The organism is Rhizobium leguminosarum, assembly GCF_019798305.1.
In the GTDB taxonomy this organism is placed as follows: domain Bacteria; phylum Pseudomonadota; class Alphaproteobacteria; order Rhizobiales; family Rhizobiaceae; genus Rhizobium; species Rhizobium leguminosarum_U.
The window spans coordinates 145,927-158,191 of record NZ_JAAXDD010000018.1; the positions used below are offsets into that span (position 1 = coordinate 145,927).

Annotated in this window: 13 protein-coding genes and 1 pseudogene; 7 read left to right on the top strand and 7 right to left on the bottom strand. The window is 62.5% G+C overall.

Annotated elements, in window-relative coordinates; translation table 11 throughout:
- Positions 1–89: 89 nt before the first annotated feature.
- The 4 genes from HFO99_RS28345 to HFO99_RS28360 all read left to right on the top strand — a co-directional run bounded on the left by HFO99_RS28345 (position 90) and on the right by HFO99_RS28360 (position 4,786).
- Positions 90–1,592, top strand: coding sequence for a protein adenylyltransferase SelO (locus HFO99_RS28345; RefSeq protein WP_222332777.1), 1,503 nt, complete (start codon positions 90–92; stop codon positions 1,590–1,592).
- 162 nt (positions 1,593–1,754) lie between these two features.
- Complete coding sequence (locus HFO99_RS28350; RefSeq protein ID WP_222364994.1) at positions 1,755–1,898, top strand: hypothetical protein; 144 nt, start codon at positions 1,755–1,757, stop codon at positions 1,896–1,898.
- Positions 1,899–1,910: 12 nt separating this feature from the next.
- Positions 1,911–4,250 carry a glucose/quinate/shikimate family membrane-bound PQQ-dependent dehydrogenase gene (locus HFO99_RS28355; RefSeq protein ID WP_222364998.1) on the top strand — a complete coding sequence of 780 codons (2,340 nt, stop codon included), beginning with the start codon at positions 1,911–1,913 and terminating at the stop codon, positions 4,248–4,250.
- 71 nt (positions 4,251–4,321) lie between these two features.
- Positions 4,322–4,786, top strand: a complete 465-nt coding sequence (locus HFO99_RS28360; protein ID WP_222332774.1) for a hypothetical protein — start codon at positions 4,322–4,324, stop codon at positions 4,784–4,786.
- A 58-nt stretch (positions 4,787–4,844) separates the two neighbouring features.
- On the opposite strand, the gene bla is transcribed toward HFO99_RS28360, so the two are convergent.
- From bla to dmeR, 3 genes are all read right to left on the bottom strand, one after another.
- Positions 4,845–5,762: a class A beta-lactamase gene (gene bla, locus HFO99_RS28365; protein ID WP_222365000.1), complete on the bottom strand. Its 918-nt coding sequence runs from the start codon at positions 5,760–5,762 to the stop codon at positions 4,845–4,847.
- A 146-nt stretch (positions 5,763–5,908) separates the two neighbouring features.
- Positions 5,909–6,928, bottom strand: coding sequence for a CDF family Co(II)/Ni(II) efflux transporter DmeF (gene dmeF / locus HFO99_RS28370; RefSeq protein WP_222365003.1), 1,020 nt, complete (start codon positions 6,926–6,928; stop codon positions 5,909–5,911).
- 108 nt (positions 6,929–7,036) lie between these two features.
- Positions 7,037–7,309 (bottom strand): Ni(II)/Co(II)-sensing transcriptional repressor DmeR, encoded by a 273-nt coding sequence (dmeR, locus tag HFO99_RS28375; protein ID WP_018446272.1) that lies wholly within the window; start codon positions 7,307–7,309, stop codon positions 7,037–7,039.
- Positions 7,310–7,578: 269 nt separating this feature from the next.
- On the opposite strand from dmeR, the gene HFO99_RS28380 reads away from it, so the two are divergent.
- Both HFO99_RS28380 and HFO99_RS28385 read left to right on the top strand, forming a co-directional pair.
- Complete coding sequence (locus HFO99_RS28380) at positions 7,579–8,073, top strand: GNAT family N-acetyltransferase (RefSeq protein WP_032985037.1); 495 nt, start codon at positions 7,579–7,581, stop codon at positions 8,071–8,073.
- Positions 8,074–8,140: 67 nt separating this feature from the next.
- Positions 8,141–8,770, top strand: a complete 630-nt coding sequence (locus HFO99_RS28385; protein WP_222365005.1) for a glutathione S-transferase family protein — start codon at positions 8,141–8,143, stop codon at positions 8,768–8,770.
- Between the two features lie 84 nt (positions 8,771–8,854).
- On the opposite strand, the gene HFO99_RS28390 is transcribed toward HFO99_RS28385, so the two are convergent.
- The 3 genes from HFO99_RS28390 to HFO99_RS28400 all read right to left on the bottom strand — a co-directional run bounded on the left by HFO99_RS28390 (position 8,855) and on the right by HFO99_RS28400 (position 11,172).
- Positions 8,855–9,769, bottom strand: coding sequence for a cytochrome c (locus HFO99_RS28390; RefSeq protein WP_222332770.1), 915 nt, complete (start codon positions 9,767–9,769; stop codon positions 8,855–8,857).
- A 136-nt stretch (positions 9,770–9,905) separates the two neighbouring features.
- Positions 9,906–10,346, bottom strand: coding sequence for a c-type cytochrome (locus tag HFO99_RS28395; RefSeq protein WP_222365007.1), 441 nt, complete (start codon positions 10,344–10,346; stop codon positions 9,906–9,908).
- 190 nt (positions 10,347–10,536) lie between these two features.
- On the bottom strand, positions 10,537–11,172 hold the full coding sequence (locus tag HFO99_RS28400; RefSeq protein ID WP_222332768.1) for a LysE family translocator: 636 nt from the start codon (positions 11,170–11,172) through the stop codon (positions 10,537–10,539).
- Positions 11,173–11,300: 128 nt separating this feature from the next.
- Between HFO99_RS28400 and HFO99_RS28405 the strand changes: the two genes are divergently transcribed.
- Positions 11,301–11,993, top strand: a complete 693-nt coding sequence (locus tag HFO99_RS28405; RefSeq protein WP_222365009.1) for a helix-turn-helix transcriptional regulator — start codon at positions 11,301–11,303, stop codon at positions 11,991–11,993.
- A gap of 81 nt (positions 11,994–12,074) precedes the next feature.
- Here the strand turns inward: HFO99_RS28405 and HFO99_RS28410 are convergent.
- A pseudogene (locus HFO99_RS28410) lies at positions 12,075–12,265 on the bottom strand (IS110 family transposase); the annotation flags it as partial.

Consider the following 12,265-nt stretch of genomic DNA (forward strand, 5'->3'; position numbering starts at 1 on the left):
GGTAAAGGCAGGTCACGATTCCTTGCATCGGCTCGATCTTCGTGAAGGTCCGGCTTGCGCCGCAGGCACCCCGGCCCTACCTATGAACCATGACCTCCGCCCTGCAGAAAAACCGGCCCGGCGCGGCCTTTCCGTTCGACAACAGCTATGTCGGTTTGCCCCAGCGCTTCTTTGCGGCGCAAGCGCCGACCGCGGTGGCGGAGCCTTGGCTGATCAAGCTGAACGAGCCGCTTGCCGCCGAGCTTGGGCTCGACGTCGAGGCCTTGCGCCGCGATGGCGCGGCAATCTTTTCCGGCAATCTTCTTCCCGAAGGGGCCGAACCGCTGGCGATGGCCTATGCCGGGCACCAGTTCGGCGGCTTCTCGCCGCAGCTCGGTGACGGGCGGGCGATCCTTCTCGGCGAAGTGGTCGATCGCAGCGGCAAGCGCTACGACATCCAGCTGAAGGGCGCCGGACCAACGCCGTTTTCGCGCCGCGGCGATGGGCGGGCGGCAGTCGGGCCAGTCTTGCGCGAATATATCATCAGCGAGGCGATGTTTGCGCTCGGCATTCCGGCCACGCGGGCGCTGGCGGCGGTGACGACAGGCGAGCCGGTCTATCGCGAAGAGGTGCTGCCCGGCGCGGTCTTCACCCGCGTCGCGGCCAGCCATATCCGCGTCGGCACCTTCCAGTACTTCGCGGCCAGGGGCGACACCGACGGCGTGCGGGCTCTGGCCGATTATGTGATCGACCGGCACTATCCCGCGCTGAAAGAGGCCGAGAACCCCTATCTCGCGTTGTTCGAAGCGGTCTGCGAGCGCCAGGCGGCGCTGATTGCCCGCTGGCTGCATGTCGGCTTTATCCATGGCGTGATGAACACCGATAATATGACCGTCTCCGGCGAGACGATCGATTTCGGCCCCTGCGCCTTCATGGATGCCTATGACCCGGCGAGCGTCTTTTCGTCGATCGACCAGCATGGGCGTTACGCCTATGCCAACCAGCCCGCCATCGGCCAATGGAACCTCGCAAGGCTCGGCGAAACGCTGCTGCCGCTGATCGACGTCGAGCCCGACGGCGCGGTCGACAAGGCGAATATCGTGATCAAGAGTTACGGCGAACGCTTCCAGGCGCATTGGCTGGCCGGCATGCGGGATAAGATCGGCCTTGCCGGCGAAGAGGACGGCGATCTCGACCTGGTGCAGGCGCTGCTGTCACTAATGCAGGCGCAGGGCGCCGATTTTACCCTGACCTTCCGGCGTCTGTCGGATCTTGCTGGCGATGACGCCGCAGAGCCTGAATTTGCGGCGAGTTTCCGCGAGCCGGATGCCTGCGGCGCGTGGCTCAAGCAGTGGTGCGAGAGACTGTCACGCGATCCGCCGACGGTCACCGAGCGCGCCATTGCCATGCGCAGCGTCAATCCGGCCTTCATTCCGCGCAATCACCGGGTCGAACAGGCGATCAAGGCTGCCGTCGAGGACGGCGATTTCTCGCTGTTCGAGGCGCTGCTGACCGTGCTTTCAAAACCCTATGAGGACCAGCCAGGCTTTGCCGCCTATCGGGAACCGCCGAAGCCTAGCGAGCGGGTGCTTGCGACCTTCTGCGGAACCTGACAGGCGCTATGCCGGCACTAAAGCGCCATCCGTCCGCTGCCGGATCGATATCCAAATCGAGCCGAGATCGATGCGGGAGCCGTCATTACCGCGTTGAAATTTCCCGCATGTGAACTATTTGCTGCACCGGTGGTTGAGAACGCTCTTGCGAGGGATCCGCCGATGAAGAAAAATAACATTCTGATCACCGCTGGCGCAGTGATCGTCCTGATCGTCATTCTCCTGCTTTTCACCGGCATCGGCCAAGACGAACCTCCGCCCCCCGGACAGCCATCCCCGCACGCGCTTGATCAATCCCAGCAGTGAGTAGGAACCGCCATGGCTATCATCGGCACCTCGATCCTCTTCATCATCATCGGGCTCACTCTTGGCGGCGGCGGGCTCTGGCTCGTCACGCTCGGCGGCAGCGTCTTCTATTTGTTCGCCGGGCTGATGTTCCTGATCACCGCCGGGCTGCTGCTGATGCGCAAGGCGGTGGCGCTCTGGGTCTATGCGGTGCTCGTCGTTGCAGCACTCGCCTGGGCGATCTGGGAGGTTGGCTTCGACTGGTGGCAGTTGGGTCCGCGCGGCGGCATGATCATCCTGCTCGGGCTCTGGCTGCTGACGCCATGGATCCGCCGGCCGCTCGGCCTGCACAGCCCGACGGGCATCACCTATGCCGCGAACCCATGGCCGCTCGCCGTGCCCGTCGTTCTCGCCATCCTCGTCGCCCTTTATTCGATGACGACTGACCCGCATGATCTTGCCGGCGAGCTACCTAGGGATACGGTTGCCGCCAATCCCGCCTTCGGCGGCAGCGTGCCGGATGGCGAATGGCATCAATACGGCCGCACGGCCTTCGGCCAGCGCTACTCGCCGCTCGACCAGATCACCGCCGAGAACGTCTCCACCCTCAAGGAAGCGTGGCGATACCAGACCGGCGACGTCAAGCGGCCGGACGATGTCGGCGAGACGACCTATCAGGTGACGCCGCTCAAGGTGAAGGACACGCTCTATCTCTGCACGCCGCACAATTGGGCGATCGCGCTCGACGCCAAAACCGGCAAGGAGAAATGGAAATATGACGCCAACTCCGGCATGAACCCCGACCGGCAGCATCAGACCTGCCGCGGCGTCACCTATTATGCCGATCCTGCCGTTGCCGCCGGCCAGCCCTGCGCCGAGCGCGTCTACCTGCCGACCTCCGACGCCCGGCTGATCGCGCTCGATGCGGCGGACGGGAAGGTCTGCACCAGCTTTGCCAACCAGGGCGTGCTGCATTTGGAAACCGGCATGCGCTACAACCCGGCCGGCTATTATTATTCCACCTCGCCGCCGGTCGCGGTGGCGGGCAAGATCATCGTCGGCGGGGCGGTGAACGACAATTATTCGACCGAGGAACAATCCGGCGTCATCCGCGCCTTCGACATCAACACCGGCGCCCTGGTCTGGAACTGGGATTCCGGCAATCCCGATGTGACGACGCCGATCACTGAAGGCCAGACCTATACGACCAACTCGCCGAACAGCTGGTCGGTCTTCAGCGTCGACGAGGCGCTCGGCATGGTCTACATCCCGCTTGGCAACCAGGTGCCCGACCAGATCGGCATCGGCCGCAGCGACAATGTCGAGAAATTCTCGTCTTCAATCGTCGCGCTCGATATTGCCACCGGCCAGCTGCGTTGGGTGCGCCAGACGGTGCATCACGATCTCTGGGACATGGACGTGCCGGCCCAGCCGGCGCTGATCGACCTGACGAAGCAGGACGGCACCGTGGTTCCGGCCTTGGTCGGCCCGACCAAGCAGGGCGATATCTATGTGCTCGACCGGCGCAGCGGCGAGCCGATCATCCCGGTCAAGGAAATCCCTGCGCCTGATGGAACGGTCTCGGGCGATCATAGCTCGCCGACGCAGCCGATCTCGGACCTCACCTTCTCGCCCGAGCCGCTTCAGGAAAAGGACATGTGGGGCGTGTCGCTGTTCGATCAGATGGCCTGCCGCATCGACTTCCACCGCTACCACTATGAGGGCCGCTATACGCCGCCTTCGCTTAAAGGCACGATCGTCTATCCCGGTAATTTCGGCACCTTCAACTGGGGCTCGGTGGCGGTGGATCCGGAGCGGCAGATTATGTTCGGCATGCCGACCTATCTCGCCTTCACCTCGCGTCTGGTACCGGCCGCCGATATTCCGCCGAGAGGCCAGGACGAGAAGGGCAGCGAACAGGGGCTCAACCGCAATGACGGCGCGCCCTACGGCGTCTTCATGGGTCCCTTCCTCGGGCTGCTCCAAATCCCCTGCCAGGCGCCGCCATGGGGCTATGTCGCCGGCGTCGACCTGCGCACCGGCAAGATCGCCTATATGCACAAGAACGGCACCGTGCGCGACATGACGCCATTGCCCCTGCCCTTCAAGGTGGGCGTGCCCGGCATCGGCGGGCCGATGCTCACCAAGGGCGGCGTGGCCTTCCTGGGGGCCGCGGTCGACAACTACCTGCGCGCCTATGACGTGACGAATGGCCAAGAGCTCTGGCAGGCGCGGCTTCCCGCCGGTGGCCAGGCGACGCCGATGACCTATACGACTGATGACAGCAAACAATATGTCGTCATGGTCGCCGGCGGCCACGGCTCGGTCGGCACCAAGCCCGGCGATTACGTGATCGCCTATACGTTGCCGTGACGCGAAGCTTCCCGCAAGCTCTGCGCAGGTTTGCCGCTTCATTCTCTCCCCGTTTTTCGGGGAGAGTTTTTATGGAAATTTCCAGTAATATTCGCAACTATTACGGCATCGGCGGCCTTTTCGATCAGCCGGCCAAATCCAAAAATCAGCAGACGGCCGATTTCACCAAAACGGCCTCCAATGCCGCGCCCGGTCTCGAACCAAGCAGTACGCCGCCGTCGATCGCTAATACCATCTGGGCCCTTCAAAGCGCTGAAGGTCCATATATTAGCCCGCCTTCCGACGAAGAAGTGGCGGCAAGGGCGGTGCATAATTCCTTGGTCGACGAATTCTCCAAATGGGGAAACATGACGCCGGCGGAATATATCCGGGCCCGCTATCTCGAGCAGCACGATCTGTCCGAAGCCGATCTGGCCGCCATGCCGGCCGACCAGCGCGCCGCGATCGAGAAGGAAATCGCCGACCAGATCAAGCGCGAGATGGCCGGGATCGAAGATGACGGCACCGAGACGGCAGACGATATCACCGCCGCCTGAGCCACCGAAAGATCGACGGCATGCGGCGGGAGAGCCTCCTCCGCCGCATTTTCCCGTTTCACACCATCTCGACGATCATGCGGCCGACGTCGGCAAAGAGCGGGTTGAGCTCCTTTACCGGCACGGTCGTCTCGCTGATATAGACGGCGGCGACGATCGGGCCGCGATCCGGCGGCCAGATCACCGCGATATCGCCGAGTGATCCATTCGGGCCGGTGCCGGTCTTGTCGCCGACCTTCCAATCCGCCGGCAGGCCGGCCCTGAGCCGCTCCTTGCCTGTCGTGCTCGCCACCAGCCAGGCGATCAGCCTGTCCGAGGAGGCCTCGGTGAGGACCGAGCCGAGGGTCAGGTTGCCGAGCGTGTCGAGCATCGCATCCGGGGTCGTCGTGTCGCGCGGATCACCCCTTCTGCCCTCGTTCAACGTCGGCTCGGTGCGGTCGAGACGCGTCGTGCCGTCACCGATCGAGCGCAGCCAATTGGTCAGCCCCGCCGGACCGCCGAAACTTTCGAGCAGCAGGTTGCCGGCGGTGTTGTCGCTGACGGTCACCGCCGCCTCGCAGAGTTCGGCAAGGGTCATGCCATCGGTTCCAGCATGTTTTTCGCTGATTGGCGAATAGTCCACGAGCTTGTCCTTGCCGTAGCTCACCCGCCGGTCGAGGTTCTCCTCACCCTTGTCGGCACGGGCAAGCACGAAAGCTGCGGCCAGCGCCTTGAAGGTACTGCACATCGGAAAGGCCTCGCTGCCGCGATAGCCGAAAGAGATGCTCGTCTGGGTGTCGAGCACAGAGACGCCGAGGCGGCCGCCGGTGCGTTTTTCCAGCGCAGCAAGGCGGCGGTCGATGTTGTCGTCGCCCTCGCCTGCACTCTCCTCGGCCCCCTCCTTGGCATTGGCGGGAAGCGTCAGCGCGGACAAGCCCATCGCGGGCAGGCACAATGCCGAGCCTATCAGCATGCGGCGGGTCAGACTGAGATCCATGAAATCCTCCGGCGAATCAAGAGGACAGAGCTAAGCAGCGATTGCGGCGACTTGTCGTCCCGACGGCGATGTTGATCGTCCGTCGAGCGATGTTAATCGTCCGTCGAGCGATCTTGTCGTCCGCCGAGCGTCTCGGCCCGCCCCGCTCATGCGGCGCGGGTGACCTCGACCGTCACATGCGACAATTCCTCCAGCGCCGAGAGCCTGCCCTTGTAGAAAGCCGGATCGCGCGGCTGCGAGGTGAGGACGGCGACGATTGCGGCATGATGGCCAGGGCCGACCTGCCAGACATGCAGATCGGTAATCCGGTCGTCCTCCGTTTCGATGGCTCCGCGGATTTCAGCCGGCAGCGTCTCACCTTCGGAAATGACATCGAGCAGGACGCCGCCCGACGATTTCATCAGGCTCCAGGACCAATTGGCGATCACCAACCCGCCGACGATGCCCATCAGGGGATCGAGCCAGAGCCAGCCGTATAGACTGCCGAGCGTCAGCGCCGCGATGGCGAGCACCGAGGTCAGGGCATCGGCGATGACGTGCAGATAAGCAGCGCGGATATTGTTGTCGCCGGTCTTTGCGTGCTGGGCATGGTCGCCGTGGCCGTGATGGGCATGGTCGCCATGACTGTGATGCGCGTGGTGGCCATGCCCGTGATGGCCACGGTGATGGTGCGCATGATCGCCATGCGCGACATGGCCGCCACCGGCCAGCAGCCAGGCGCTGGCCAGATTGACGGCAAGGCCGATGACCGCGACGGCGATCGCCTGGGCAAAACCGATCGGCACGGGATTGGAAAGGCGCAGCAGGCTTTCCCAGGCCATCAGCAGGGCGATCAGGGCAAGGATGATGGCGCTGGCGAAGCCGGCGAGATCGCCGAGCTTGCCGGTGCCGAAGGTGAAACGTGGATTGCGCGCCTGCCGGCGGGCGAAGAGATAGGCGAGCGCCGAAATCAGCAGAGCGCTGGCATGGGTCGACATGTGCCAGCCATCGGCGACCAGGGCCATGGAGCCGTAGAGGGTGCCGGCGGCGATTTCCGCCACCATCATCACCGCCGTCAGCGCGATCACCAGCCAGATGCGCCGCTCGTTGCGCCTATGATCGGCGCCGAGGAAGACATGATCATGTTCCAGGGCATCAATTCCAGCCTTCTCGATTCCGGCACTCATTGCAGGCTCCTTCGCCACCGCTATAAGCTTTTGTTTTTACGCAATTCTCGGCAAAATCGCTTCGCGCTTTGCCTAGGAAAACCGCTTCACACTTTTCCTGGAATTGCTCTAGCGCATATAGGTTCTCAACACTTCCGATATTTCCTCGACCGCCTCCGCCCTCGCCGCATCGTCGGCGGCATTCAGCACATGCTCACGCAGGTGATCGTCAAGCACCTCGCCGGTCAGCCCGGTCAGCGCGCCGCGGACGGAGGCGAGCAGTTGCAGGATCTCGCCACAGGGGCGCTCGGCCTCGAGCGCGCGCTCGACCGCCTCCATCTGCCCCTTCAGGCGGCTGATGCGGGCGACGAGCTTCTTTTTCTGCAGGGTGGTGTGGGACATGATGGGCCTGCCTATAGCATAGGGGGGTATAGTATTAAGTGTGAAGCCGGAGCTCAATGCCTGTGATGGGCTTGAATCCACCATTGACAATGGCTGCATTTCCGACGATCTATCATCCATGATCAAGAACGCGCACCAGAGCCGCTCGTATTTTTGGCTGTACCTGTAAAGGGCGGCCGGACAAGATCATATTGTCAACAAGCCGCCGTCAGGCGGCTTTGTTGTATCGGCAGCGTCCTGACGGCAGACTATCAAAGGACGCGAAGACCATGACCGAAATCGAAGACAGCGAAATTTCACTGATGCGCCCATCGGTGGTGACCATCCGCGCAGCCAAGCCGCGCGACCTGCCCGAACTCGGCGAGATGATCGCCCTGCTTGCCGCCCATCACGGCGATGCGGCTGCGACAACGGCAGAGCAGTTGGAGCGCGACCTCTTCGGGCCTTTGCCCTGGATCAATGCGCTCGTCGCCGAGACCGACGAAGGGCTGATCGGCTACGCCATTCTCGTGCCGCTTTACAGGGCGCAAGAAGGCAAGCGCGGCATGGACCTGCACCATCTCTTCGTGCGTGACGGCCATCGCGGCCACGGCACCGGCCAGCTGCTGGTCGACCGGGCGCGCGAGACCGCCCGCAATGCCGGCTGCGGCTACCTCTCCGTCAGCGCCGCGACCGGAAACGTGCTGGCACACCGCTTCTACGAGCAGCTGGATTTCACCCCGCGTCCGGTGACCGGCATGCGCTACATGCAGTCGATCGCCTAAAGCGCGTCGCAATCTTTCAGATTCGCTTGATCGGCGCTTTAAGTCTTTATTTTTGTTAGGAGCTTTCATGCCTGATTTCAAACTTCATTGCTTCGCTCTCTCCGGGAACTGTTACAAGATTGCACTCTTCTTTGCGCTTGCCGGCATCAAGTGGGAAAGCATTTTCGTTGATTATCTGGGCGGCGAAACGCGTACTGAAGAATGGCGAAAAACCATCAACGAACAGGGCGAGGCGCCTGTGCTCGAACATGGGCAAACCAAGATCAGCCAATCGGGGATTATCCTGGACTATCTGTCAGAGGTGACAGGCCATTTTGGGGCGCAGACGGCCGAAGAACGTCGCGACGTCATGCGCTGGATCTTTTTCGACAATCACAAATTCACGAGCTATTACGCGACGCTGCGGTTCATGTATGGCCTGCAGAAGAGCGGCGAGACGCCCGTCGTCGAGTTTTTGAGACTAAGGGCCAAAGCTGCCTATGCCATTGTTGACGAACACCTCGCCGATCGGGCGTTCATGGTTGGCGACCGGGTGACGATCGCAGACCTCTCTCTGGCGGGCTACGTCTTCATGCCGGAGGAAACCGGGATCGATCACAGCGCCTTTCCGGCAATCGCAGCCTGGAAAGATCGTATCAGCAACATGCCCGGCTGGCGCCACCCATATGATCTGATGCCAGGTCCCACCTCCCTATAAACAGGCGTGGGACCTTGCGAAGGTGCCAAACAACCAAGTTACCGTGCCGGAACCCTCGCGCGATTGGCATCGTTGCTTCCATCGCTAACGGCTGGGCACGGCCTTCAGATAGGCGGCGATCGCCTCGCGGTCGGAGGCAGGCAGGCGGGCGATGTTCCGTTGCACATCAACCATCGAGCCGCCGACGGAATCGAAATCGGGGGTGAAGCCGGTTTCGAGGTAGCTCACGATATCGGCCTCGCTCCAGCCGCCGATACTCTTGGAGGCCGGGGTGATATCGGGTATGCGCCCCTTGCCTTCCGGATTGGGCGCGCCGGCAAGCCACATATCGGCCTTGAAGCCGCCGAGCTCATCACGCGGCGTATGGCATTCGCCGCAATGACCGGGGCCTTCGACGAGATATTGCCCGCGCTTGATCTTATCGTCGCTCTTTGCCAGAGCGACGCGCGGCTGGTCGCTGAAATAAAGGAGTTTCCAGCCGCCGAGGGCCAGCCGGATGTTGAAGGGGAACGGCAGCTCATGCGGTGGCGCGACATTTGTGCTTTTCGGCAGGGTTTTCAAGAAGGCGAAGAGATCGTTGACATCCTTGTCGCTCATGCGGGAATAAGAGCCATAGGGGAAGGACGGGTAGAGATGCTCACCACCCGGGCCGACGCCGCGCTTCATCGCGTTGCCGAACTCGGCAAGCGTCCAGCCGCCGATGCCGGACTTTTCATCGGGTGAGATGTTCGGCACATGGAAGGTCCCGAAAGGGCTCTTCAGCGCCAGACCGCCTGAAAGTGTCAGCTTGGCATCGCCTTCGGAACCGGGTGCGGCATGACAACTGACGCAGCCGCCCGCCCAGAACACCATCTGGCCGTTTGCCGCGTCGGGCGCGCCGAGACCCGCCCAATGGCTCTCCGGCAGCGGATCGGGCGCGGTGACGAGATAAATCGCGCCCCCGCCGAGGACGGCGACGCCGATCAGACAAAGCAATAACCGGATGAACCTGCGGATCATGCCCCGCCTCCCCTTTCGGCGAAATTTCTGTGCGGAACGATTCTGCGGCCAGCCCGCACGGGCGGAGAATAAGGTGATCCGCGCCGGCGGCAAGGCCGGCGCGGATCACCTATCAAGTTCCAGATCAAACGGCCTATCAATCTTTGATACGATAGGCCTTGTGACAGCCCGCGCAATTGGCGCCAAGCGTGTTGATCGTGGCGCCGACGGCGGCAGGATCGGCCGGAAGCTGGGCGAGCGCAGTTTCGGCGTCAGTGGAGAGCTTGGCGGCGCGGGCCTTGAAGTCGTCCATGTTTTCCCAGATTTTCGGGCTCGCCTCTTTGTCGCCGGTCTCGGTGCCCGGTTTGAACTGATCGGGGAAGACCTTGGCCGTTGCGGCGATCGTCGTCAGCGCCGTCTTTACCGTCTCGGCGTCATAGGGTTTCTCGCCCTTGGCGATGGCGGCCATGGCGCCCGCCGAACCGCCGATCTTCTTCATCAGCGCAATGCGCGAATCATGGGTGCCGTCGGCGGCGGTCACCGAACCGAAGGCCATGCCGGCGATCGCTACAGCCGCAGCTGTTGCTTTCCAATTCATATTTCTCTCCCATTTCCTCGGCCAAGATGGCCGATCGCCAATCTGCACCGGGAGCATGACAAAATCCATGCGTCCTGGCAGTCACGTTTTGCCGGATCATCATAAAAACAATGTGATAGGCAGTTCTCTGCTTTTATGCATGTCGTTATCCCGAAACCGCTGCACACTTCCGGGCGACATGCAGTGGCGCTCAGGCGCTTTTCCACCCCTGCCAGAGGCTGAAGGCGGAAACCGCAACCAGCAGCAGCCCGGCGAAACGGCCGACAAAGGCCGTGACGTCGGGATTGGCGACGAGCAGGTCGCGGCTGCGGCCGGCTGTCATCGCCAGCGTACCGTAGATGGCGAACTGGGTGACGACGGTCATGGCGCCCATGATCAGCCCCTGCATCCAGATCGGGCCAAATTCCGGCCTCAAGAACTGCGGATAGACGGCAAACATGAAGATATAGGCCTTCGGATTGACGAGACAGGTGACAGCGCCCTGGCGGAAGGCGCGCCAGCCGGAGCGCGCCGTTCCCGGCCCGACCGCCTCGACGGTGATCGAACTGCGGATCAGCGAGATGCCGATCCAGATCATGTAGGCGACGCCGGCAAAGAGCAGCACGTTGAAAAACTGCGGCAGCATGGTGACGAGCACGCCGACGCCGGCGGCGCCATAGGCCGAATGCACGGCGCCGCCGGCCATGATGCCGCCGGTCGCCGCCAGCCCGCGTTTGACGCCGCCGGTCAGCGAATTGGCGAGCACGAAGAGCATGTCCATGCCAGGCACGATGATGATGCCGAAGAGAAGGGTGAAGAAGAGCCAGAGGTTTTCATGGTAGTTCATGTCAGTTACCGCCTTGGGTTCTGCGGGTCGCTTGGAAAGACCCTGATTGATTTCAATCCGATAGGCGGCTCTATACGCAAACCCAACTGACAGTGTATTGTCAGGAGCGTTGGGATGGGAGAGGTAAAATGCGCAAGGCCTCACGGCTTTTCGAGATCATTCAGATCCTCAGGCTGGCGAGAAAGCCGATGACGGCGGCTGTTATGGCCGAGACGCTCGAAGTGACCGTGCGCTCGATATATCGCGACATCGCCGCCCTTCAGGCGATGCGGGTGCCGATCGAAGGCGGGCGCGGCATCGGCTACATCATGCGGCCGGGCTTCGACCTGCCGCCGCTGATGTTTTCGATCGAGGAGATGGAGGCGATCGTGCTGTCACTGGCACTGCTCGAACGCACTGCGGACGAGGAACTGAAACAGGCGGCACGCCGCGTCAACCGTAAGATATCAGGCGCCGTGCCGCCGCCACTGCGCCAGGCGATGGACAACAAGGCGCTTTACGCCTGGGGCTCGGTCGCGCAGCCGGCAGGCTTCGATCTTGCAATCGTGCGCCGCGCGATCCGCGACGAACGCAAGCTGATGCTCGGCTACCGTGACGAGCTCGGCCGCGCCAGCGAGCGGACGATCCGGCCGATCGCGCTGATCTATTATTCGCAGACCGCCAATATCGTCGCCTGGTGCGAATTACGCCAGGCGATTCGCAATTTCCGCAGCGACCGGGTGGAGCGCTGCGCGACAGCTGAGGATTTCTTCAAGGGCGACGGCGACCGGTTGCGGGAACTTTGGACCAGCGGTTGGACGGAGAAGGCTGTGCCTGCCTAGTGCGCGGTTTGCAGCACAGCTATCCGGAGAATGCCACAACGTCACGACTCCCTCTTCTCCCCAGCGGGGAGCAACCATGTTTCAATTTTGCCGGTACTGTGGCGTCCATTCGGTCTTTCGGATGAGGATGGCGTTGGCGAGAATGATGAGTTTTCGGGCGACGGCTATGACGGCGCACAGGTGTTGCTTCCCGTTGCTGCGCAAGCGCGTATAGAAGGAGGCCAGATCCGGATTGTGCCGGGTTGCCGTGAAGGCGCACATGAACAGGCTCT